The 25,351-nt window shown below is 54.5% G+C and carries 16 protein-coding genes and 1 pseudogene (1 of these 17 cut by a window edge); all 17 read right to left on the bottom strand.

Translation table 11 applies throughout. From position 1 onward, the window contains the following. Positions 1-2 precede the first annotated feature (2 nt). Positions 3-1,121 carry an aminotransferase DegT gene (locus CVU69_05705; protein ID PKN12858.1) on the bottom strand — a complete coding sequence of 373 codons (1,119 nt, stop codon included), beginning with the start codon at positions 1,119-1,121 and terminating at the stop codon, positions 3-5. A gap of 52 nt (positions 1,122-1,173) precedes the next feature. Continuing rightward, a complete protein-coding gene (locus CVU69_05700; GenBank protein ID PKN12857.1) occupies positions 1,174-2,712 on the bottom strand; it encodes a hypothetical protein in 1,539 nt (512 codons plus the stop codon). An 81-nt stretch (positions 2,713-2,793) separates the two neighbouring features. Beyond that, a complete protein-coding gene (locus CVU69_05695; GenBank protein ID PKN12856.1) occupies positions 2,794-4,269 on the bottom strand; it encodes a hypothetical protein in 1,476 nt (491 codons plus the stop codon). Positions 4,270-4,320: 51 nt separating this feature from the next. After that, entirely contained in the window at positions 4,321-5,655 is a 1,335-nt protein-coding gene (locus CVU69_05690) for a flippase (protein PKN12855.1), read from the bottom strand. Between the two features lie 45 nt (positions 5,656-5,700). Then, positions 5,701-7,611, bottom strand: coding sequence for a hypothetical protein (locus tag CVU69_05685; GenBank protein PKN12854.1), 1,911 nt, complete (start codon positions 7,609-7,611; stop codon positions 5,701-5,703). Positions 7,612-7,888: 277 nt separating this feature from the next. Next, on the bottom strand, positions 7,889-10,861 hold the full coding sequence (locus tag CVU69_05680; protein PKN12853.1) for a hypothetical protein: 2,973 nt from the start codon (positions 10,859-10,861) through the stop codon (positions 7,889-7,891). 103 nt (positions 10,862-10,964) lie between these two features. Next, a complete protein-coding gene (locus CVU69_05675; GenBank protein PKN12852.1) occupies positions 10,965-11,765 on the bottom strand; it encodes a hypothetical protein in 801 nt (266 codons plus the stop codon). A gap of 580 nt (positions 11,766-12,345) precedes the next feature. After that, a complete protein-coding gene (locus CVU69_05670; protein PKN12851.1) occupies positions 12,346-13,695 on the bottom strand; it encodes a sigma-54-dependent Fis family transcriptional regulator in 1,350 nt (449 codons plus the stop codon). Then, positions 13,688-15,148 (bottom strand): sensor histidine kinase, encoded by a 1,461-nt coding sequence (locus tag CVU69_05665; protein PKN12850.1) that lies wholly within the window; start codon positions 15,146-15,148, stop codon positions 13,688-13,690. Before CVU69_05665 ends, CVU69_05670 begins: the two co-directional genes overlap by 8 nt. Beyond that, a complete protein-coding gene (locus CVU69_05660; protein PKN12849.1) occupies positions 15,145-16,026 on the bottom strand; it encodes a phosphonate ABC transporter substrate-binding protein in 882 nt (293 codons plus the stop codon). Before CVU69_05660 ends, CVU69_05665 begins: the two co-directional genes overlap by 4 nt. Positions 16,027-16,037: 11 nt before the next feature. After that, on the bottom strand, positions 16,038-17,852 hold the full coding sequence (locus CVU69_05655) for a hypothetical protein (GenBank protein PKN12848.1): 1,815 nt from the start codon (positions 17,850-17,852) through the stop codon (positions 16,038-16,040). Continuing rightward, positions 17,849-18,904 carry a 6-bladed beta-propeller gene (locus CVU69_05650; protein PKN12847.1) on the bottom strand — a complete coding sequence of 352 codons (1,056 nt, stop codon included), beginning with the start codon at positions 18,902-18,904 and terminating at the stop codon, positions 17,849-17,851. The genes CVU69_05655 and CVU69_05650 overlap by 4 nt, the downstream gene beginning before the upstream one ends. 94 nt (positions 18,905-18,998) lie before the next feature. Further along, positions 18,999-20,966, bottom strand: coding sequence for a hypothetical protein (locus tag CVU69_05645; protein PKN12846.1), 1,968 nt, complete (start codon positions 20,964-20,966; stop codon positions 18,999-19,001). A gap of 57 nt (positions 20,967-21,023) precedes the next feature. Then, positions 21,024-21,602, bottom strand: a complete 579-nt coding sequence (locus tag CVU69_05640; GenBank protein ID PKN12845.1) for a cytochrome C — start codon at positions 21,600-21,602, stop codon at positions 21,024-21,026. A 5-nt stretch (positions 21,603-21,607) separates the two neighbouring features. Next, entirely contained in the window at positions 21,608-22,777 is a 1,170-nt protein-coding gene (locus CVU69_05635) for a hypothetical protein (GenBank protein ID PKN12844.1), read from the bottom strand. 68 nt (positions 22,778-22,845) lie between these two features. Beyond that, positions 22,846-24,162, bottom strand: coding sequence for a cytochrome C (locus CVU69_05630; GenBank protein ID PKN12843.1), 1,317 nt, complete (start codon positions 24,160-24,162; stop codon positions 22,846-22,848). A 424-nt stretch (positions 24,163-24,586) separates the two neighbouring features. Continuing rightward, positions 24,587-25,351, bottom strand: a pseudogene (locus CVU69_05625) (hypothetical protein) (it continues 1,560 nt past the right edge of the window).

Raw genomic sequence — 25,351 nt, 5'->3', positions numbered from 1 at the left:
CTTTACACCTCATCTTTCATCAGTCTGGCCATCGCCCCAGCCACTTCATTCATCTGCGCATCCGTCAAGGCCATGCCGCTCGGAATATAAAACCCTCTTCGGGCCAGTCGCTCCGCCACCGGGTAACCTTCTCCCGCGAACAGTCCCATCTTCCGGAAGACCGGCTGCTCGTGCATCGGCCAGAAGAAAGGTCGCGTGCCGATCCCTTTCTGCCCCAGTCGGCGCATCGCCTCTTCTGCATCAAATGGCACCTCGTCCTTCAGCACCACACCGTAGACCCAGTAGATGTTCTCGGCATAATGGGTCCGGGCCAGCATCAACTCTAACCCATCAACCCTCAACAGTTTTTCCGTATAAAACTGCCCCATGCGCCGCTTGCGGGCAATAATCTCCTTCAGGCGCTCCAGTTGGGCGACGCCGAGAGCGGCCTGCAGGTTGGTCATGCGGAAGTTGTAACCAAGTTCCTCATGGACGAAGCGTTTCTTAGGTTGGAAGCAGAGGTTGCGCAGCGACCGGCAGCTTTCCGCCAGGGCATCGTCGTCCGTCAGCACCATCCCCCCCTCGCCGGTGGTGATGTGCTTGTTCGGGTAAAAGCTGAAGGCGCTGAGATCGCCGAAGCTGCCGCAGGGACGACCCCGGTAGGTCTGGCCATGCATCTGTGCCGCATCCTCAATGATCTTCAATTCATATTTTTTGGCAAGCGCAAGGACCGGGTCCATGTCGACCGGCAGCCCGTAGATATGAACCACCATGATCGCCTTGGTGCGGGTGGTGATGCGTTCTTCGATCTGCGCAACATTCATGTTCCAGGTGACCGGGTCGCTGTCGACCAAAACCGGCACACATCCCCGGCGCACCACTGCCGCCGCACAGGAGATGATGGTGAAGGTCGGCATGATGACCTCGTCCCCCGGCTGCAGGTCGAGGGCAGCGACAGCAACTTCCAGCGCCGCCGTGCCGTTGCAGACGGCAACGCCGTGCCGGCGCCCGGCAACGTCCGCCATTTGCTCCTCGAACCGCCCGACGAAGGGGCCCTCGGAAGAGATCCAGCCGGTGTCGATACACTCGGCGAGGTACTGTTTTTCGTTACCGTTGAGAAGTGGTTCGTTAACGGGAATCATGGGTGGACCTCATATTCGAATTGAGACAACGCTTTGGCGTACAGATCCTGGTTTACTTCTCCCCGGTTGCCGCCGCGTACTTTATGTATTTATGGTATTGACCCGTGAAAAACTGCGGGTAAGAACGCAGCATGAAATCGTAACGGTGGTGGGAATATGCCTGAAATGCATCGATAATGTCGGGAAAACGGTTGAGGACCGTACCGAAAACGCGATTACGATGTTCAAAATCTTCCTTCACGGAAGGAATGGTGTAGGGATAGTCGCCTTGTACCAGCGTAAAAGAGAGCGTTCCAAAAAAGTCGATCATCCGCTCTACCGGCCTGGTTTGCGTCTCCTCGGCAAATTTGAGGAGGGCGTTTTTCAGAGCGGAGTTTAGAAATAGAAGGTTGACATAAAAAGAGTAGCGGCGGGCATCTAGCATCCGGGCTTGAGTGAAGGTGCTATTTTCCCTGAGCAGAAACGAATCGTCCTCGGCGAGAATAATTCCGTATTTCTCCCGGTCACGAAAAAAACGCGAGCCGGGCAGAACAATCAGTGGATTGGTCAAAATGCGGGTAACGCTGGGCAGGGTCATGACGTAATCCAGCGAATTCAAATAACCCTCGATATCATCGTCCGGCAATCCGTAAATGAGATCGACCGTGATCTGCGCGGCAGGGAAAGCCTGAATGAATTTTTGAAAATTCCCTTCAAAGCGCTTTCTGTCGAAAGGCCTGCCGATACTGGCAAGGGCCGGCGGGTTGATGGTCTGGATACCGAAGTTGAATTCGCTGGCAGGGAGCTGCAACATCCGTTCAATGATTTCGTCGTCCAGTTGTTCCGGGGAAAACTCATAACGGATGGTTTTGTCTGACCCCGAATGAATAATATGATCCAGTATTGTCATGGCACGTCGCTTGTTGAGGAGCAACGATGAGTCGCACAGATAGATCTCCCGTATTTGCGGATTGCGAAGGATGATTTCCAGTTCGGATAAAACGTAATCGAGGGGGAAATAGCGCATTTCACGGTTATAGCCCCAGGTACAATAGCCGCACCCCATGGGGCAGCCGCGAGAGGTCTCGAAGCTGACCCAGGTGATATCGGGATATTGCTCGAAGATCCCGGCGAACAGAGGCGGGATAGCGTTTAGGTCGGCCGGCTTGTGTTGTGGATTTTGCAGATCTTTCGTCGTAATCCCGGGGATTTCTTGCAGGGACTTTTTACCGGAAAAATATTCAAGCAACTCCAGGAAGGTCTGCTCCCCCTCGCCGGTCACGATGATATCGACTTCGGGGTTGGATTGCAGGATCTGTTTTTCGATGCCGGTGACTTGCGGCCCGCCAAGGAGAATCGTGCAATCGAGGTGTGGTGTGATTTTTTTGATCAGGCTGTAGTTCCAGATATAGCAGCTGAAACCGACAACGTCCGGCTGCTGGTCCTGTATGCAGGCGGTGATTGATTCGACGGAATCGGAAAAAATGGAGAACTCGCACGTCTGGATATCATGATCCGCCGCGACCGGGGACTCTTTTGCCCGTCCGGCCAAGATTTGCGGCGCCAGACTGACAGTGTTGGCATCATAAATTCCAATCAAGAGAATTTTCATTGTATGTTCAAAGCCTTACGTACAGGGTTCAAGTCATAACAGTGAACGTGCCTAACCATGGAGTGGTAGGACACGGGGTCTTCATGATCCGTGAGACCTATGGTAATGGTCGGGTTCACCGGCAAATGGCTGGTCTTCGGGCATGATGCCGAACTGCCAGTCCTGGTAGAGTTTGTCGACTGCGGTATTGTAGTTGTTATGCGAAGGGACACAGTAGGAACAGTTGTTCCGTGACATCAACTGTCGTCGCGACAGGCTGTCCGACCAGATCGCAGTGAATTCCGCGCGCAGAGCGTCAAGGCTGGAAAAATCCGTGAGTTGGCCGATCAACTTGTTATTACAGCGTTCCACCGCCCCCGGATTCGCCGCGTCCGAGCAAGGATACAGCTCACCGTACGGTCCCACTGTCAGCATGCGTCCGCGAACCGCGATCCAGCAGCGGCTGGGGGCAGCGTCGGCAGTCGTCGGATCCCCTTCGTCACGTAACAGACTGTCATCCACGACGACATCCATCGGTGCGTAGATGCCAGCGCGAACCTTGCTGATAAGTTCGCCGAGCACTTCCCTGATCTTCCGGCTTTTGGCTTTATATTCGGTCTTCTCGCCGAAACAGGTTTCCACCGCCTTGATATCACAGAAATCGAGCCCGGTATTCATAGCCCGCAACAGAAAGACCTCGACGTCATTGCAGGTCAAATCAGACACCAGGCAGCTGGCACCGATTCTCGTTGAACTCGCTTCTTTTCGCTTGGCCTGCACTACCGCCTGAATGTTTTTCCAGAGGAGTTCAAAAAATTCTGTTGGCCGGCCCTTGTAGCTTGACCATTCCTGGGCGTTTGCCGCATCGATGCTGAAGCGCATCTTGTGCAGGCCTGACACCAGAGTCCGGAATTCCGCCTCACCCCAGGAGGCCGGGAAAATCCCGTTGGTATAGAGGGATATTTCCGCCTTGCTACTGCGGTGCAAGTGGGCGATGCCTTCTAAGGTGAGATCAGAGAGCGACGGCTCGCCACCACCGCCGAAGCTGTAGTCGTTGATGCCCATTTCCAGAAAAAGGTCAGCAATCAGATTCAGTTGGTTGGGCTGCAAGGGCACACCGAGCTTGGGATATCCCAGAAACTGCCAGTCCCCCTTGCTGTCGGACTGGATATTGGGACAGGCCCGGCAACGCAGATTACACATCAGCGCCGGATGAAACTCAATGTGATTGGGCAGGCACACCTCGCCGTTGAACATCGATTGGAGGGAAGGGAGATTCTCCGGCTGCAGCTCCCTGCGCAGAAAGCTGACACGTCGGCGCAGCGGCGAGTCGAAGGTCCAGGCATCCTGAATCTCCCGGATATTTCTGATGACCCGGTACAGACGGACCAGCTCCGGGCGTGACAATGCGAACTCCTTGGCCAGATCGCGACTGGTCCGGGTCGGCTCAAGAAAAAGTTTACTCGCCAGTCGGAGGACAAGCGGCCAATCCTGTTCGTCGATTTCACTGGGCCGTGCGACATCCCCGGTCAGAAGACCGCCTGCATAAAGGCTGAACGCCGTCTGCACTGAACTCATTTCGCTCACCGATTCCTTTGTCATCTAGCTCAATTTAATCTTTTCCGAAATCTACCAAATCTTTGGATAAAGCAGCGCTCTGGTCAACATGCCGCCCGTTTTTCGCAGCGGTTTGAAGAGGAAACACGAGCCGTGTGCTGCGAACCAGTAAGCGATGACCGAGGCAATCACCGCTCCCATACCGCCGTATCTGGGAATCAGGTACCAGTTAAGGAGGATATTCAACAGGCAGCCGAGAACGACCGTCAAGAGATACAATCTGGTCCAGTTCATTGCAGTCAAAAAAGAGCTTCTGGCCATCTCTAAACTGGTAAAGATGTTCGACCAGACCAGCACCGCCAACATCAGTCCGCCCCGGCCGTAGGCTTCGCCGAACAGGGTCGGCACCAGCCACTGCGCCAACAACGTCACCGGTACAGCGATCGCATAGGATGACAGTGCCATCAGATTGTAAAGTTTCTGCAGTCGCGCGTAAAAAAGCTCATCGCTGACTGCCTTTGCTTCGACAATGCTGGGGAAAACCGACCAGTAGATTGCCGACGGAATAAAATACCAGACCTCCGCCAAACGTACTGCCACGGAATAGATGCCGACCTCTTTATTCCCCGTCATTTCCCCGAGCATGACCTGATCGATCCGCAAATAGACCATGACAACCATGCCCGAGAGCATCAGCGGCCAGCTGTCTTTTAGAAGCTCCCCCGCCTTTTTCAGATTGCCGTGCCAGTCCCGGAGGGGACTTGTCCCGGAATTGTAAGCAACTATCAAGCCCGCGGCGCCAACAACCACCTCCAGCAACGCTACCCAGGCAAAGGTGAGCAGGGGCGCAGCGGCCAGGATAAGGACGATTTTGACGAGGGAACAGAAGAGAAATGCGCCATTCCTGGCAAAGACCACATACCGGGCCTGGACCTGCGAATGAAACCAGAACTCGATGACGTTGAAAGCCTGAAAAATTGCCCCGGCGGCAATGATCGCCACCAGCCAGAAACTCAAACCGTCAGCCGGACGAAGAATAAAGATTGACCCCGTCGCCGACAGGAAGGTGACTGCCCCGCCGAGGACCCGCAGGAGGAAAGCAGAACCGAGGATCTCGTTCTTGCAGGCCGGGTCGCGGACAATGTCGCGGACAATGATATCGTCAAGACCAAGGGAGCCAAAAGCTGAAAACAGAGCGACAAAGGCCAAAGCGTAACTGAGCAGACCGAACTGGTCCGGCCCAAGGTAGCGCGCCAGCCAGATACCGACGATCAGACCGACGCCCATGCGCAAGAGGTTGTCTGCGAACTGCCAGCCGGTATTGCTGACGACATTTTGCAGATAAGCTCGTCCGTCAATTTTTTTTCTCAGGGCGGCGGGCAGATATCTGATCCAGAATTGTTTCATCACTTCCTGTCGTGACGCTTCACAAATTGCTCCATATAAGTCGCCCTAGTTGATGCGACTTTCCAGTTGCCTGGCCATCCCGGGATTGAGCGTTTGCAACTGCGCCGCCACATCACGCGCTGCCATCTGGTTGCCGAGTTCAATGTAGACCATTCCTGCATTAAAAAGGCTGCCGGCGTGGCTCGGATTTAGTCGGGACGCGACCAGAAACTCCTGCAGAGCCGATTGCCGTTCCCCTTTTTTGTGGAGCGCCAGTCCCAGATTGAAATGGGTGGCCGGATCGCTGTTTCCAAGCGCGGTCGAGCGCCGGAAATTGGCGATCGCTTCGTCGAGGCGACCGAGGCGGTCATAGGCGATGCCAAGGTTGAAATAGACCGTGGCATTCCCGGACTCAATGTGAGTTGCCCGCTGCAACGTAGCGACGGCAGAAGGGAAGTTGCCGAGCATATTGTAGACGACTCCCAGGTTGTTGTAGAGCTTGAAGTGAGATGGATCGCGGCGTATTCCTTCCTCGAGGATGGCTGCCGCCTTCTGATATTCCTTCTGCGCCACATATGCCCGGGCGAGATTGATGTGAATCAGCACATAGCCGGGATTGATAGCCAGGGCCTCTTCGTACACTCTCTGCGCCTCGTCGACCCGTTTAGCTTTAAGGTAGAGATTGCCTAAATCGAGGCGCACCCGCTCGCTGCGCGGGGCACTGCGAAGATTGTCTTCCAGGAAGGCGACCGGATCATTCCACAGAGCGTTGCGCTGCCAGGTCAATACTGCCACCACTCCGGTGATCAGGACAACGGCAGGAATCGTGAAACGACGCGGAAGAAGTGCCAGACACCCCATCACCACCAAAACAAAACCGAACATCGGCAGATAAAGGCGATGCTCAAAAACCGGGTCAAGGGGGATGATAGACGATTCGATCGCCAAGGTCAGAAAGAACCAGAAGATCCCGGCAGAGAGAACCGGTTGCCGCTTGCGGAGCAGAGTCGCTGCCGTCAGCAGGCCGACGATCCCCAGCAGTCCGACCATGCCGGGCCAGTGCCAGAGATTGGCAACGATCGGCAGGTCATAGTCAAGAGTCAGGCCGTAAGGGAAGATAAGGAGGCGAAGATAGATCCAGATGACCGTGAACTGTGTCACCAGGTAGTTGAGCGGCGAGTTGTGACGGAGATGGATCAGGTCCGGGAGGCCGCCGATATTGCCGAGACCTTCCGGCGAGAGCATCGGCATCAGCAAACTCTGCACACCGAGCCAGAACGGAACCAGGAAGAAAGGGACGACATACAGCAGGAGTCGCGCCCACGGTTTCTTATCCCCTTGCGGAAGAAAATAGCGGTCGAAGAGGATAAGTGCGAGCGGCAGCACCGCAGCGTTCTGCTTGGTATACACCGCCAGCGCGCCGCAAAAGAGAGCCCCTCCATAGAACAGCCACGAACGGGTCGGGGCTGTTCCGGTCGCGCTCTCCTGCGTCTCCCGTGCGCGGATATAAAGGAAGAGAGCGAGAAAAAAGAAGAGAGCAGCGAGACTGGTCATGCGCTGAACGATGTAAGTGACGGCCTGGGTCTGCAAGGGATGGGCGACAAAGAGCAGGGCACCGCCGAGGACGAGGAGGGGACGACCGGTAAATACCCGCTTGAGAATAAAAAAGACCAAACAGGAGCTCAGCAGGTGGATGGCGATGTTGACCAGGTGATAGCCGCTGACCTCGGTGCCGCCGAAACGGTAGTTGAGGGCGAAGGTCAGGTTGGCGAGACCGCGCATGGAAAGGAGGTCTACAAGGGCCTGATCCAAATGGTGAATGGTCGTGTTTTCGAGAATGGCCCTCTCGTCATCCAGATACCAGGGGGCATTGAGCGTGTGACCATAAAGGATCGCGCCGAAGACGAGAATACAGACCAACGCCAGAAGATTACTGCGCCACCATGGGCCGTCGGGGTGCTTTTGTAATTCGGACATATTTTTCACCTCGTTTTACCGCCTTCTCCGGGCATTCAAAATCAAGCGGCCCTAAAAACGGTGGCACATGACCCACCCTGATCTTACTGCAAAAATAGTCTGAAATATAGCACACTTCTCGTGTTTTTTATAGTTGAAGTATTTGTCGGGCAGGATCACACGGTGGGTTCGTTTGTTGTGATGCCACGCGGCAGCGAAACAGGTGTCGTCCGGGACCTGCCTGAAAAAAAACCGGGCCCCGAAGGGCCCGGTCGAGGGCATTACACTGCCGTCACTGTTAGGGACGGGTTAACCCGGCCACAGCGGCAGGATTAAGAGATTCAATAGCGTCATACATGAGCTGACGGGCGAATTTGCTGTTGTGCGCCCAGGAGCCGCCATGGCCATGAGTCAGGCCATGCTCGGGACCATCTTCGTAGGTGAAGATCTTCCAGGTAGCGACAGCGTGTGCAATGGCGCGACTCGGGAAGTAGGCCTGACGCTCCGCAATGTAAGACATCAGCTCTTCATTCGCGGTGGCGAAGTTGACATTTGGGTAAGTGCCCTTCAATGCCGTGATCTTGGTCTGGCAGGTAGCATTAAGACCAACCTGGCCATCGGCTGCAACCATTGCCGCCATGATGGTGTCAAGCAGTTGAATACTGAAGAGCTCGGTCCGGTGAGCCAGAGCATCTTTGCTCAGATTCGCGGAGCCGGCATTATGGCAAGTGTTGCAAGAGGTGCTGTCATACATGACGTCCTTGCCGGTGTGGACATTGTGGCAATCGGTGCAGTTGAACTTGGTGGTGCCATCAAAGTGCGTCATCCGCCCGGCATAGGTCTTGTTGGGGTAGGTCAGAGCCATTTTGGAGTCGTTACCAAAGAGGATGGCCATGGACGGCGCATAGTGCAAGTAAGAGATGGCGTAGTTGGTGGTGCCGGCAGCCGGATCGGTAGCAGGCAGAACACCAGCGGTGCGACCTTTGTGGCACTCGAAGCAGATAGCGCTGTTGCCAAGCTCTGCAGCGGTGACAACGGCGGCGTTGGTGTTGTTGAACTTGTACTCGTACCCTGCGGGGAACTCACGGACCGCCTCAAAAGCAGCGGCGTTGTTGGCCCCGGGGGCAGCGTTCGGCTGGGCCACATCATGACAGCTGCGGCAGCCGATAACACTCCAGGGCGCGCTTCCGAGTTCAGCAACCGTCGCACCATTGGCTAGGCGCGGGAAGGCCGAACCGGTGTGACACGGAGTGCAACCAGTCTGAACGCGGGAGAACGGATCGGCGAGGTAGTCGGTGTGGAAGTCGCCGAGACCCTGTGCAAAGGAGATAGCTTTGTTGTTGTTGTCATCGACAGCCACGGTGGTGCCGGCGCCAACGTCGAGCATCTTGCCGGCGGTGTGCGGATCGTGACAGATGGTACAGGCATTGGCGCTACCGGCATTGATGTTGTAACCGACAAGCTCAATGTCCGTGGTGGACCCGTCGAATTTGGTCAGATGCTGCATGATGGTCCCGCTGAAGTGCGTATCGACGAAGGTACGGCCGGAACCGCTGACACCGTCATGGTAGAACGGCGCCTTGGTCAGGTCAAAGGTCGTAGCACCTGCAGGCATCAGATTAGCGCTGGAATACTTTTCGGAGAGTTCATAGGTGAACATTCCGCGTCCGCCATAACCTTCCTCAGGCACGAAGGTTGCGGTCAGATCGACCATATGGCAAGCGGTACAGAGGTTAAACTCGGCCGAGTAAACGGTCCGGGTCGTGTCGACGGCAAACGTCGCACCATTGGACGGGAGCAGACCAGTGGCTACTTCGTCGCCTGCGCCACGCAGGCCAAAGTCGTGTTCGCTGTGGCAGGTGGAGCACTGCTTGCGGTTAACGCCAGCGATGGTGCTGGAGCCAACGGGGAGAGCATACACGTCAATATTTGCGGCCGTGTAACTGGTTGCCAGTTCGGCATTGGTGGTGATTTTATCGTTGCCGATGCGAGCCACAAAACCTTCATGGCTGTGACAGGCCGAGCAATAGGCGTTACGGGCCGACTGAACCGCGTGACGGCTGGTAACAAAGCGCTCGGAGATCTCGCTGTTGAAGGGGTTCACCTTCAATTGTGCGTCAGACTTCGTTGTGTGACATTCTGCACAGCCACCGGTCATGACGGCAGCGGCATCGACCATCCGCGGCTGATCGGTCAAGGTGTTGTGTGGTGCCGTGCTGTGACAGTCAGCGCAGCTAACTGCAGCATGGCTGGACGCATTGACTTGCGCAACAACTGTCGGGGTGCTGCCGCTATGGCAGCCGAGACAGAGGTTCTGGGAAAGTTCACCGGCGGTGACAACCTGGACAGTGGCGGTTTTGGTCGCCAGAGGAGTCGTGCCGTCTAAAATATTCAGCTCAATAGCAAGCCCGGTGCTGGGCGCTGTCGGGGTGAAGGTGTAAGTTTTAACTGTTGTATTCTGCGCCTCTACTCCGCCCACCTTAAATTGATAGGTGACCGAAGGATCATTGCTGGTGCTGCCAACAGCGCTCAGAGTCACCGTCTGGCCGACAACGGCCTTGAGCGGTGCCGAGAGAAAAGCTTTAGCATTGGCGACCAAAGCATACGATGCGGAGACGCTGACAGAAGCAGTGTCAACCACAACGCCGGTGACCGTTACCGGTACGCCGGCGCCAACCGTCGAAAACGCCGGGTTAGTAACGACGGGGACGGTTTCACCAGCCGCCAGTTTGGAGACGGTAATCCCGGTGACTTGATAGTCACTGCGCGGGGAGGCCTTGACATTAACGGTGGAGCCGAAAGCGAGACCGTTATAGCCGGTCATGGTGCTGACAGTGCCATACTGCACCAGGGTGCTGCCACCAGTGGTCTTGACGATAGAGACATTGCCCTTGGCCGAAGCGGCCTGACCCCAGGCAGCGATCATCTTGACCGTAGTTTCCGGGAGAGGATACTCCGCCGAGCTGACAGTTTGCACGCTCGGAGTGCCGTCAATGGTAACAGTGGCGGAGATATTGGTGGCCAGTACAACCGTGGCCTTTGCCGGGCCGGACAGCGAAACAACCGACTGTCCCCCTTTCAATGCCTTGACATAAGTGGCCGCGTTTGCGGTGTCAAGGACGACATTGGTCGTGGCATCCTGAAAGTAGATTGTTGCACTTCCGTCGCTGCTACTCCCTTGCCCCTGGTACTGCAAAATCCAGGCACTGGCGAGAGATGGTGCCAGCAACAGCAGAAGCGCGACTATAAATAAACGTCCGTGCTTGCGCATTTTTAGCTCCTTTTTAAATGATTCAGTGGCTCCGCAGAGGAGAGCCCGCACCCGGTGCGGACCCGGTCGAGTCAGACCGCAGGGCGGCCTCCTCTTCCTTCCCTTACTTGATGTGGCAGGTCAAGCAGAGCGCGGAATCGGCCTGCGGCGACAGCACCAGATAGTTGGCAGTAGCAGTCGCTTCGTCCATGTTCATCCGGTTGTGGACGTCATGGCAGGTGGCGCAGGTCATGTACTGCCCCTGATAAAGACGGTCGACAACCTTCATGCCAAAGGTATTCCCCGCATACGCAAGCGCACCGCTGGCGGCTTCACGAATCCAGGTATCCTCGTAAGCTTGCACAACAATACTCGCCGGAGAACCGGTAACGGGACCAACAGCCACTTCATTATAATTGAAACCGAGGGGATGATCGTCGGTCAGTTTGTTGCCGGCGCCGACGCCGGCCTGGCCCCAGCTGTCGCCAGACAAAGGAGCGACCACACCGTCAAAGTTGTAGTGCTGATCCGGAGCGATCGAACCGTCGTGGCAGCTCATGCACAGACGGGTCGGGCCGACGGCGATGTCGGCATAGTAGTAATCAGAAGCGTTGATGGTCGGGCTGGTGTAGGGGTCAAAACTTTCCGTGTCCAACTGCCGGGACCACAGCGGGTAGTAAGCGTTGGGATCGGCATCCTGATACGCGTGGTGAGGGGTGTGGCAGAAAGCGCAAACCCGGTCGTTACCGCCGAAATCGACGGCGCCGGCGGACGCTCTCATGTCATGAACCGAACCGAGAACACCGGTTCCCGGCTCCCCTGCCGCCATAACCAGGCTGGCACTAAGAGCGACCAAGGCAAATGCAGCTACAAATTTCTTCATTTTGTGTTCCTCCATTTTGTTTTTGTTGATGTTCCAAGGCATCACTCGCGGATACAAAAAAACGCCTCCTTTGCATCCTTTCCACTTTAAACCGTAACTTCGGCCTCCTTTCTGCCCTTATCTCAGGCGTTGTGCTGACCTATCCAAAAGATGATGTCGGTACCACCATGTAGTGATTTGAAACCGGCACCTAAGTCTCCTGACTAGAGGAGAGAGCAAACCCCATACCAAGGACTTAGTTTTATTTTTTTGCTTTTTATTAAAAATGGAAATTAGTCATTTGATTTTAGATACTTAATACAAAAGTAAATTAGTAAATAAATAAGGAGGCCGGCGTTGATCTTCACTTTTAGGGTGAAGATCAACGCCGGCCTCCTTATTCTTGAGTGAATTAGTTGGATTATAAAAAATTCTTTATTAAATTGATTTATTTTTTATAACTATTCCCTATCAAAATTGTTACACTTTCGTAACAACTCCTGCTTTTGACTGAAAAACCATTGGGCCCGATTACACCCAATGACTTCACCTCTTCACCTACCGGGATCACCAGAGGTTCAATGAAAAAAAGAGCAGGCCTTGCGGTCTGCCCAATGTGATCATCATAACTGGATGAAGAGACTTACTTGTCCTTGCTTTTCAATTTCTCCCAAAGGACCTTTCGGGAAAGGCCAAGCATCTTGGCCGCCAGGGTTTTGTGTCCACCGGTATAATCGACCACCTTTTCGATATAGCGTTTTTCATACTCGGTCACCGCCTCTTTCAAAGGGCGGCCAACGGAAAACTGTTCAAAGGTGCTGCCGATGACGCCGGGCGACTGGAGCTCCCCTGGCAAACGGTAAGCATTGATCTTTTCTCCGGGATAAAGGAGAGAGATCATTTCCATGATATTTTTCAACTCGCGGATATTGCCGGGGTAGCTGTAACAGCTCAATATTTCGAGGGCATCCGGCATCAGCTCCGGCCTGGCGGACGGGTCTGCGCTGAACTGGTCGAGAAAACGGGCAATAAGCAGGGGAATGTCTTCGCTGCGCTCTCTTAAGGGCGGGAGCCGGACCGGGACGACGTTGATCCGGTATAAAAGGTCTTCCCTGAATTCCCGGCGTTTCGCCATGCCGTGGAGATTGCGGTTGGTGGCGCAGATCAGACGAAAATCGAGACTGCGGACCTGTGTGCCCCCGACCCGGGCGACCCCCTTTTCCTCCAGCACCCGCAGCAGCTTCCCCTGCAGGCTCAAGGGCAACTCACCGATTTCATCAAGAAAGAGGGTGCCGTCGACGGCCTTTTCAATATAACCCGCTCGCCCCTTGTCCGCCCCGGTAAAAGCCCCCTTCTCGACACCGAAGAGCTCACTTTCAATGAGGGTCGCCGGGATGGCGGCACAGTTCACCGCAACAAAGGGTCCCTTTTGCCGCGGACTCAGTTGATGGATCGCTGCAGCCACGAGCTCTTTGCCGGTGCCGCTCTCTCCTTGCAACAGAATCGAGGTAGACATTTTCGCAACCTTGGCCGCGATCTCCAGCGCCGCCAGCATGGCGGGACTGCGGGTGATGATGTTGTTAAAGGCTGAGGATTTTTTCTGCGGTCCGTTCTTGTCGTCGATACCCTTCATTTCAAGAAAACTCTCGATTTTGAGAAAAAGCACCTCCATCGGAAAAGGTTTCGTCAGAAAATCGAAGGCTCCGAGCTTCATCGCCTTGACGGCATCATCGATCGTGCCGTAGCCGGTCATGACCAGGGCACCACAATGCGGCTGGCGGAAAAGGATTTCACGCAGAATATCGAGACCATTGGCGTCAGGAAGTTTGATGTCCTGAATGACCAGATCGAAACTCTCTTCGGCGGCAACCGCCAGCGCTTCGGCGCCATTCACGGCCAGGCGCAAGTTATAGCCGGCGCCGGTGATGACCTCCTGGAGCGCTTTTCCGAAAAGCGGGTCATCCTCGACCAGCAACAGCCTGACATTATGCATTGCCGACCTCATTCATCAATGGAATCGCTACCGTAAAAATCGTTTCGCCGGGCCGACTGGCAACCTCGATCGTCCCGTGATGCAGGTCGACAATACTTTTACAGATAGCGAGGCCGATGCCACTCCCTTCCCCGGTCGGCTTGGTCGTAAAAAAGATATCGAAGATTCTGTCCCGGTCTGCGGCGCTGATCCCCGCACCTTTATCCCTGACCGTCAGGATGTAAGTGCCATCACTGACCCGGCTGCGGATTTCGACCGGTTCGGTGACGGGTGACGCCGCCGCTGCGTTGGACAGCAGGTTGAGGACCACCTGGTGCATCTTCCCCTTGTCGATATGCAAAACCACCGGTGGCCGGCACTCGTCGATGGCGACAAAGTGGGAGGGCTGTTTCTTCAGCGCCATGGTCGCAAAGAATTCCGCTTCACGGAAGAACTGGTCACTCGGGACCAGTTGGAGTTCGAGACTCCCTGCCCGGCTGAAATCCGCAAGTTGATAAACAATTGTTTCGATCCGCTGCACAGCGATCTTGAAAATTTCCAAACAATTCTTTGCTTCTGGCGGGATCCTGTCCTCCATCTTGTAAACACAGGCGGAGATGGCCGCCAGGGGGTTATTGATTTCATGGGCCACGCCGGCAACAATCTTGCCGATGCTCACCATCTTTTCATTCTGGATTACGTAATTGAGGGTATTCTCCCGCTCTGTTTCACTCCGCTTGAGGCGGCTCATCATATTCGAAAAACTTTCCTGCAATAAGCCGATTTCGTCGTTTCTTGGCGGTAATGAGGTGATTTCGAATGCTCCAAAATCGATATTGGTCATGTCCCGTGTCAACTGCTCCAACGGCCGCGCCATGGCACGACCAACCGTAAAGAAAATAGCCACGCACGCCAGAAAAATAAGGACGGCGAAGAAGACAATCCGCATTTTAAAGAACTGATACTCTCTCTCCGCCGGCGCCATGGAGAGACCGACCCGCAGCGCCCCCCAGCTCTTGCCTTCGACCGCTAACGGTAAGGCCATATCCAGAACATTGCCACGTTCATCGGACAGCTTCGCGCTGAGAAAGGTATTACTGGTCAGAACGCCGCGCGTCAGGGGATCGACAAACTGCACGCCGTAAGCATCGGGATTACTATGGGCAACCGCATTCCCGTCCACATCGGTGATAAAAGCGTGTACGACCGGCAGGGTCGGATTCTTGATAAGTTCCGCAACATAATTCTCGAGCAGATCGGTCTTCAGGCCGACCTCCTGCAAGATCAGGGTATTGACAATCGGGCTGCGCAGCGACGTTAACAGGATCAGGCCCCGACTCTTCAGATCTGTCTCCAGTCGGGCTTTCTCGTTACTGATGACCATCCCGCCCCAAAAGACAGAAAACAACGCGACAATCAACGCCGATATAAAAAAATATTTCGTCTTGATGCTCACTATCCGGGGCTTCTTCATTTATGACAACCTGACCCGCACCCGTAGGGGATGCGTTTGTACATCGTGGTCAGCGGCGCGTAGTCAATCGTCGCGGCCGGGACGAAACCATACTGGTATTCTATGTCCCAATTTTCCATCATCTTCCGGTCTTGAGGATTGCGGTGATCGAGTTTCACCAAAGCGGAGGTCAGCTCCTTGATCACTTGCGCTGACAGACCGGGGCGGGCAAGCAGGGGAATCGAGAGGAGTTCGTCCGAACAGGAAAGAATCTGCAAACCATCTTTTTTCATACTATTAGCCACACTCTCCTTGACAAAACCGGCATCGTACTTCCCCTTCAGTACAGACGTCGCCACATCTCTGTGATGTCTCATATTGGTCATGGAGCCGAGGTCGCTGATCCGTATCCCCTGCTTCAGGAGCATGCTGCGTGGAACAAGATTACCGCTGGTCGAATGGTGATAGCCTAAGGCGATATTTTTACCCTTGAGGTCTTGTAGAGAGCGAATGGTCGTTTTGGCGGGGACGATGAAGCAGGAGCGGTAAGATGGTTTTCCCTCTTCGTTGAGGGGGGAAACAATCGGAACAACTCCGGGGAGCAGCATGGCCCGCAGCTGGCCGCCATCACCAATGGAAGCAACGTCAATTTTGCCCTCCATCAAAAATTTCGTCGTCTCTTCGTAATCCTGACTGATCTTTAATTCAAATTTATAGGAAGTATTCCGGGTCAGATAATCTAACATCGGCTGGTAGTGGTCATACATGGTGATCGGCTGAAAGCGGAGGTTGACCCCGAAATAGACCACCGGTTTTTCTGCAGAGAAGGTCGTCCCTCCAGGTAAAAGGAGGCTCAGGAGCAGTAATCCGGCAACCCGTGCAGATATTTTACGATACATAGACCCCCACGTTAATAAGTCGCCGGGTTTGTGACCGAGGCGGGGTGACAGACCAAGCCATCAGTACCGGGACCGGTGATGGAACAACTCGGGGATGGAGAGGCGTTATATACCGCCGTCTCCGGAACGTAACGCCGGTCAAAATTAATCAGCTGGGACCTGTCGCCGTTGCTTTGACCGCTAATAAAGGGAACCCCGTGCGGATCGTGGCAGGCCGAACAGGGGACCTGGTCGCTGTTCCCTGAAGGGTGGCTGCCCGACACATGGTTGTTATGCAAGGTCGCCGAAGGAGAACTGTTCAACAGATAGACATCATTATGGCAACCGTAACAAAGGGGGAAGTCGGTGCCCTGGAGGTTGGGAAAAAGGTCGGGATTGGCGGCCCGCAGCAGGTGCGGCTCGCTTGAGCCGTGGGGCTGGTGACAACTATTGCAATAGATATAATCGGTCTTCGCGGTTGCACGCAGGCTGGCGCCGGTACCGGTCGTGGCGGTCGCGACGGGATGATAAGAGCCGGCGGTGGCCGGATCGAAGCGCTCGGACTGATCCTGAGAGTTGTAGACCCGCTGCACCCGCAGAATGGAATCGTTAAAGTCGCCGTTTTTGGCGTCATTTCCCGAATGGCAGCCGAAACAGACTTGATACTCGTAAAGTGCCGGAGTTGTCATTTCTCCGTTGATGGCGACCCCGCGAGCCCCCTGGAGGAGACCGTTCACAGCGGGAGCATTGATCGGATCAAGCGGAGCATCCTGCCAGCGCGCCTGGTGGGGATTGTGGCAGTCGACGCAATGGACGTGCTTTCTGGCGGTGGCCAGGGGCAGCTGTTCATTGGCGATATGGGCAGTGGCGCCGCCATCGTAGTCAAGAGGATGACTGTAGGTACGATTAAACTGGCCGGGAATATCACTGTAGGGGGAGACGCCGTTATGGCAGGTCGTGACGCAATTGCTGTCAAGGCTGGCGCCGACAGCACTCAATTGCAACAGCGACTCCCCCTGCTCGGCGCCATGCGAAACATGGCAGTTGACGCAGCCGTTTTTCTCCACGGCGGCGGGGATTGCGCCAGAGTAACGACTGCCGCCACTTTGGTGATCGCTGCCGCCCCAGTTGTCTTTGTTGTGACAGGCGGTGCAGAGGGCATCTGTTTGCAGGGAGGTATCCATGACCGAAAAGTTTCCATACTGGTTATCATGCGGGTCATGGCAAGAAGTGCACTCAACATTCATGACACCATTGCGGTAATAAAGATTGATCCGGTTTTGTCGCAGCAGGGCCGGGTCATGAAATTCCCGGGGATCAGCGGCATATTCCATGGAAATGGGATGATCATCGCTGAGATCCTGACCGAGGACCGCAGAGGTGGAGTAGCTGCCGAGATCGCCCATGGCGGTAGCGGTTCCCGGGGAACTGAGGGCAATCGTGCCGTCATGACAACTCAGACAAAGCCGGCTGGGGCCTTGCGGTTGCCCGGAGCGGCTGATGACAGTGGAGGAGTCATAAATGGTATAGACGTTAAAATTCTCTTCACGGCTCCATAGCGGACCCGGATAGTTGGGATCAGATATGAGGGTGGCGTGATGCGGGGTATGGCAGAAGATGCAGATGCGCTCTTCGGTGGTCGATTTTATGCTGGCGGTGCTGGCAACAGAGAGATTATGGGGAGAGTCCAGGACGCTGGCCGAATGACCGGAAGGCATCGGGAAGATCGCCAGAAGGAGAAGAAAAGTTACCGCTATGATGTTCGCAGATCGCATGAAACACCTTTTATTGATTCGGCGGATTCGGTAATAAAGCCGGCCGGTTCGCACTTTTTTCAAAAACCTCATTTCCCGGGGGGCGACTGGTCTTTGCGCAAATGGCGAAAAACCTGGACCCGGCGGTTATAGGTATCGGTGACCAGAATCATATCGTCAGCATTGATGTGAATGCCGGAAGGCATCCAGAATTCTCCGGGGTGAATCCCCCGTCCGCCGAAATCGAAGAGGGGGTTGCCGGCGGCATCGAAAACCCGGACGAGATCGAGCATGGCGTCACAAACATAGATGTTCCCTTCACTATCGGTCGCCACCCCCTTCGGTTTGGAAAAGAGGTCGGAACCGCCCAGGCTGGTGAGGAATATCCCTGTCGGGGAGAATATCTGAATGCGGAAATTCAGCGGGTCGGTCACATAGATTTTTCCGTGGCGATCGATAAAGAGGTCGGTCGGGAAGTTGAAATCCCCTGCCCTCTCGCCACGCCCGCCGAGACGGATGCGTTCGTTGCCGTTGCTATCGAAGGCAACAATCTGGTGTGCCAGAGTATCGGTGACATAGAGTAACTGATTCAAGGGATTAAAGGCAATGCCGGTCGGCCGCTGCAACCGGACAAAGGGGACCAGGCCTTGCTCCGGCGCATTGTAACGATAGACCAGACCCGCGGCGGAATCGGTGATGTAGAGATCTCCCTGTGCATCTTCGGCCACTGCAATGGGTTGCTGAAAGGTGCGCCCCGGTCCGCGGCCGATAATCGTGTACTCATTGCGTTTCATATCCATAAGATGAAGAACGGCGGAACCGGAATCGACAATAAGCAGGCGGGACTGGCGGTCGAGGTGCACACCGTAAGGCCGGCCCAGGCTGGAATCGGCGCTGCCGGCCAGTACGTCCCTTAATTTCCCCCAAAATCCTTTGCTGATGCCGGCATCAATGTAGTTTTCGACGGATTGGACCCATTCGATGCTGGCGGGGGCGGGGGGCGCCGGCCACTGCAGAACTGGACTGTCGACACTTGAACGCAGCCCCGCCGGTGCGGCACATGCCGCAAGGACAGTGCAGACAGCTCCAACCAGCAGGAGGGTAAAGCGAGAGCGCCACAGTCGCGGCCAGGTGATTTTCAGCATGATTTCCAGGTCATGGGAAGGTTCATTCTCTTTCGTCGCCGGGCCTGATGCAATCGCTTAAGCGCGCCGGCAGGGTGGATACTGCTGAACATTTCTAGAAATAACGGGTGAGATCAAATCGGAGATGCTCTTCACTGGCCCAGTCGCCGCTAAAGCGTCTGTATCCTGACCATGCCCGTAATGCGAAGACCAGGTTGCGGTATTGCCAACGCACATCGCCGCCAAGGTTGACCAGCTGGCTGTCTACCGATCCCATCGACGTCAGGTAGCTGCCCCAGGTAGAAAAAACAACATTGCCGAAAATGGTTTTACGGTAATTCCCCCCAATTTTCAGGGTGTTGCGGTCCTCGATTGCGCGCTGGCCGGCAGCGACATCATACCACCAAAAACGGTTTTCAAGATAAAAGGTCGTTTTTCCGTTCTGCCACTCACCGGCGTAATGAAGGCGGCCGATCAGGGACTGGGAGCGGGTCGTGACGGAGTCGGTATTCACGTATTCGCCGGACAGGGTGTAACCTCTCGTCTTTGCTTCAGCACCCAGGCGAAAGATCGTCCTGAGGTTCTCAAGCCCGACCTTGCTGCGCTCCCCGGAAAGCATGGTATTTTTACTCTGGTCGTAGCTGCCATAAAAGCGGAAGCGATTTTCCCACAAGCGCAACTGGGCATCGGTCCCCCAACTTTTTGATTCAAATTTGACATCAGGATCGACCACCACGTCATAGCTGATACTCAGAATTGTCCCCTCGGGGATGATATTGCTGAGATCGAAGCCGGACACCACGATCTCGGTCTGATCGCCGCTCTGGATCAATCGGAAATCGACCTCTTCAATATAAGGAGTCACCTGAATTGCGGGATTCTGATTCCAAATGACCACGCTCCCCGGAATGACGTCAGGGTTCTCCAAAAAGAGCGGCTCCGTGAAACTTACGGTGTGAAGTTCATCAAAAAAGGTCAGCCTGGCGGCGGCAAAGTCACGTTCGGAGATCTGATACTGACTATGAATATTGGCGCTGAGCAGGCTCTGGGCCGGCAGGATCTTGCGATACCCGAGCGAGGCCTGAGCGCCCAGCTGCTGTTCGGATCCCGGGAAGAAACGGACCTCCCGGGCGGATCCTTCCAGGTTGGTGGTCAGGCTTTTGTAGAGCTCGTGCCGGAGCCAGGCCCGCCCGGTATTGGACTGTCTCTGGTTCGGACCGGATTCAGAATCACTGAAACCGTAGGACAATCCCGAACGCAGGGCTTTACCAAGATCCCAGTACAGGTTTTCACTCCAGGTGAAACTTGTGCGGTCATTAAGGCCGATCGACTGCCAATACTTGAGGATGGAACTGAGGTTACGGGTCTTGTCGCCGTCCTGCCAGTCCAGCTTGTTGTGTAGATTGAATTCGGAGGACTTGCGGAATCCTTTTTCGTTGATGCCGGGGGCGGCGAAGTCTTCCCGGGAGAAAAGGACTTCAAAATTGGTCTCACTGATACGGAGGTTATGCTTGACGCTGAAGGTCAGGTTGTCCTGGGTGGATTGTCGGTCGACCGCCAACCCCTCCGTTTCATTTTCCGTCCGGATAAAAGTGACAGTGCTGGGGAGAAAGTTGCTTTTCAGGGTCTGATTCAATCCCCAATTCCGGGTGTCCAGCTGATAATTCCGGCCGAAACCATCCGCTATCTCCTCCAGTTTCGAATTCAGGAAAAACCCGAGGGGATATGCACTCTTTTCCGCAAAGACCCCTCTGATATCATAAAAGATGCCGCGGTCGACGCTGAAGGAGCGATTGTATAAACTGTCCGGGTAATAATTTTGTTTCAAACGAAAACCGAGGGTGAAGTTCCCGTTAAGAAGACCCGGATCCAGAATCGCATAATCTCCTTTAAAACTATAATCTTCATAAGCTGTGTGTCGGCTTGAAGTACTCGTTTCGAGCTGATAGCGATCAAACTTGTAACTCAAGTGAGCTGACTGGCGAAAGTTCGCCAACAGAAAAAAGCCCTCATTTGCCGCCGACGCATTCGGGGCAGAGAAAATCATCAGAATCATTATAAAAAAGAGAAAGCGGATCGTCATGAATTCTCAGAATTCTCAGGCTCAAGTAGTGTCTCATCCGGTGTTTCCGGATGGACACTACTTGAGAAAATTGGGAGCATTGCCGTAATGGGGATTGTGGCAGTTAACACATTCGATATTTCGGCTCGAAACCATATTGTGCATACCGGCAGCCACACGCGCTTCATTGTGGCATTCCTGGCAAATTGCACTCTTTTCCGCCTTTAAAAGCGCGGGATTGCGGCTGGAATGGGGATCATGACAAAAGAGACAGGCAGAGGCCGACACCGGCCCATGGACATATTTCCCCTTGATAAAATCCTTATGACAAACAAAGCAGAGGTCTTCGACCTGTGCAGTGACAAAGCCGCTCGATTGGGTCCGGGCATGACAATCATCGCAATGTTTGTCCCGGTAAGGAGGATGCTCCGACCCGGCCTGCAAAGTGGCCGGGTTCACTGTCTCTCCATCGCCACCAGCAAGAGCCGCTGCGAGCCGTTGTTGGGCATATTCCTCGCAGACCTGCCCAGGCGGGGGGGGAGCGGGGACGCCATCGAAGATCGTCGTCAACACTTTGTGACGGTTGACGGAATCGCATCCACCGAAAAAAACACAAAGGGAAAATCCCACAAGGATTGCGAGATCACGTTTTTTCATCAGGACTATTTCCCTTTGACCGGGAGCCCGGAATCGCTCCCCTGCTCCGCTTCGGCCGGCAAAGTGGCGCTATCTGCCATGGCCCCGAGGCCGTAAATAGACAACCGGTCCGGACCCATCTGGTTCGTAACCATAATCACTGTATCAAGGACAAATCCCGGGGCCGCCAATGTCTGAAAATACTCGAGATTATCAGATGTAACGGTAATTCCCGCGGGCAGATTCATCACGCCGGGCTTGCCTTGATTGCTGCCGAAGAACATCAGCAAGCGGAATTCCTCGTTGAAAATCTGCACATTCTGGTGGCCGGCGTCAACGACGAAAATGCGGCCACTGGAATCGACCGCCACCCCTTTGGGGCGGACAAATTCACCAAAGGCATCGCCAACTTTGCCAAAGCTCCCGAGAATGTGGCCGTCTCTGTCCAATTTGAGGATGTTACCGGTGCCGACGTTCGTCGTATAAAAAACCCCTTTCCCGTCCGATGCAATATTGGTCGGGATGGAAAGGCCCTGAATCGTTCCTTCCGTCTTGCCGATCTTACGAATTAATTGCCCACTCTTGCGGTCCAGCACTTTGATGTCGCTATCGCCCAGATCTAGTATGTAAATGTTGTTGGCATCCAGAGCTATATCTGCGGGTTTATTGACGATCCCCGCACCAAAAACCTGCAGGAACTGCCCCGCTGCATCATACTTCAGAATTTCTTTCCTGATGTTATCCACTACGTAGATATTCCCGGATTCATCAACCGCCAAGTTGATCGGCTTCTTTAATTTCCCGACGCCCTTATTGCCCTGGAGCGTCTCAAACGTTTTCGCCTCAAGATCCATGATGACAATGGTCGGTGTCTGCATATCGCAAATGTAGATCTTGCCCTTTGCATAAGCGACCCCATAAGGCTTGAGAATCTCCTGAACTTGCTTGGCGTTGTTGTTCTTGCCCACAACAAACAAAGAAAAATCTTTCTTGTTTTCCTCGACATCGGCGGAGTTATTAATCGATTTCAGAAATTGAACTCTGGGCGCGTTGGGTGCCGGAGGATAAAAGACTGTCTCGACTTTCTTTTCAGCTTTGGCGGCACAACCACTGAGCGCCAGTAACAGGAAGAATGCGCAACAAAACAATTTGCCGGCGGGAATTTTCAGGGAGGTTAAACCATTTCTTTTTTGCATTGGAATCTACTCCTTGTTGTTTGTGTCCTGACTAAGATGTCCAGCCGTTTATTGACAACAGGCTGCTTTTACCGGGCATTCCGGTCGTACTGCAGGGGGCGATGGCAACCGGAAGCGCAACTGCCGCCGCTCTCGGTCTTTTGGAAACGGGTTGGAATATTCCAGCCGCCGAAAGGAAATCCCCCCTGACTGATCAGCTTCTCCCCATTACTGGCATGATGGTCATGGCAGAGACGGCAGGTCCGCCCTTTGCGGTTATCGGCTACATGAACGAAATGGAGGTTTCGGTTGCCGTCCCGAAAATTGGTGTAAATGGAGGTCTCCGCAAATTTCAACAACTTCGGGTCGTGGCATTGCAAGCAGAAATCGTAGGCGCCTTCTTGATAAGGGAAATACACTCCCTGGGGATAAGGGCCGGTCAGCATCCGGAAGTTATCGGAACCGTGAGGGTCATGGCAGGGAGTGCAGGTGCCGTCGGCAAGGGGACCATGGAGGTACTTCTTGTCCTGCAGCTGTGTCTTGATATTTTTCAGCGGCGGAGTTCCGCGATTGTCTCCACCGTGACAACTGAGGCACAGGCTCTTTTCCCCGGACGGAAGAAGTCCCTTGGCCTTGGAGAAATGGGTGGAGTGACAACTGCCGCAACTTCCCTGCTGGTCGATGGGCTTATGTTTGTATTTGGCTTTGCTCAGTCGCTCCCCGACATTGGCGTGGCATTCAAAGCAGAGATCCGGCATCTTTTTTTTCAGAACAAATGGAGCAGTGGCGGAGTGGGGGTCGTGGCAGTCGGTGCAGGGCCCTTTCTGCACCGGCGGATGGACAACCGGCGCGGCTTTCATCTGTTGGGAGAAATCCTGATGACAATCCAGACAAAGCTCGCGCAGGGGCTGCTTAAGCAGCGATTTATGATCGGTTTGGTGCGGGGAATGGCAGGCCGTGCAGGCCCCGACGGCGGCCGGACCGTGCGTAGACTGACGATTGAAGGATTCATTGTCATGGCAATCGAAACAGAGCCCGGACTGATCTTCGCCGACATCGAGAAGAAAGCGATTTGCTGCCCCGTGTGGATTATGACAAGTGGTGCAATCACCCTCCGCAACCGGAGCGTGGACCACCTTTTTTTTGTTCTGCACATCATGACACTGGTAACAGAGGGCCGCCCCCTTTTCAACCAGTTTAAAACTTTTACTACCCGTGCCCGGATGCTCCGCAGCGATCCGGGCGTGGCAGGAGAGACATTCTCCATCGACGGCGGGTTGATGCTGGTAAGCGAGGGAGCGAAGGGACTGATGGCATTGGGCCGTCACACAGGAATCGGCCTGGACTTCGAACGGAGCCAAGAATAAAAGGCCAAGCACCGGAATAAGAAGGAGGGGGAGTTTCATCGAGCTGTCATCCTTTCGAGGCCGCTATTATCTCCAGGAGAAACTTACTTCCCGGAGACAGGGACTGATCCGAACTAGCAACTCTATGCAAGTTATCTTCCAAAATGCAGAGCATCCGAGAAAAAAATTTTTATGGGATCTACGGCAAATCACCGTAGAATCAAGGGATTAAAATATTTTCGATGAATAATTATTACCATAAAGGGGGACATGGGGCCCACAAAAATTTAAAGGGGGACGCCTAGCTGTCACAAGCCTGAGCGTCCCCCACATCAAAAACAGTTATATTTATCCAGCCTCGCACGCTTCCTTTGGGAATTTCTGAAGAAGGCTCCTTGTTGTCTGCCCCGACTCTTCCCGCGGATTTAAAATCTTATCAGTATTCTGATTCTGACTTCTTCCTCCTGAATAGATTTCGCAACCTCTACTGTTGCACAAACTCGGCACGGCGGTTTTTAGCCGCGGCCGCCTTACCCGAAGTCGAATCGAGAGGTTTCTCTTCGCCATAACTGATAACGGAGATACGATCGGCGGCAATACCGAGGGTCAGCAGGTAGGCAGTGGCAGCCTTGGCGCGCTTCTCCCCCAAAATCAAATTATAGGTATCGGAACCGCGCATGTCACAGTGCCCTTCGACGAAAATTTTAATGTCGGGATTTGCCTGCAGCCACACAACATTCTGTCGAATGACGCGTTTGGCTTCGTCATCAAGGGAGTGGGAATCGAATTTGAAATAGATACGCTCAAGCCCTGGTATAGCCATGCGCTCTGACACTGCAACAAACTCAGCGGTCGCAGGTGTCACAGGAGCAGCAACCGCAGGAGCAGCAACCGCAGGGGCAGCAACCGCAGGGGCGGCAACCACAGGGGCGGCAACCACAGGGGCAGCAACCACAGGGGCAGCAACCTCAGGAGTAGCAACCTCAGGAGTAGCAACCTCAGGAGTAGCAACCTCAGGAGTAGCAACCTCAGGAGTAGCAACCTCAGGAGTAGCAACCTCAGGAGTAGCAACAACCACGGGTGTGGTAACTACAGGGGCGGCAGCAACCGAAGGGGCGGCAATCGCGGCGGCGGTAACAACCTCAGGGGCAGTAACAATTGCAGGAGTAGCAACAACTGCAGGGGCAACAACCACGGGTGTGGTAACTACGGGGGCGGCAGCAACCGAAGGAACGGTAGCAATCTCAGG

Source organism: Deltaproteobacteria bacterium HGW-Deltaproteobacteria-4 (genome assembly GCA_002841765.1).
Taxonomy (GTDB): Bacteria; Desulfobacterota; Desulfuromonadia; order Desulfuromonadales; family UBA2197; genus UBA2197.
Note: the sequence above shows the minus strand (reverse complement) of the source record. Positions and strands in the feature narration are given on the sequence as shown.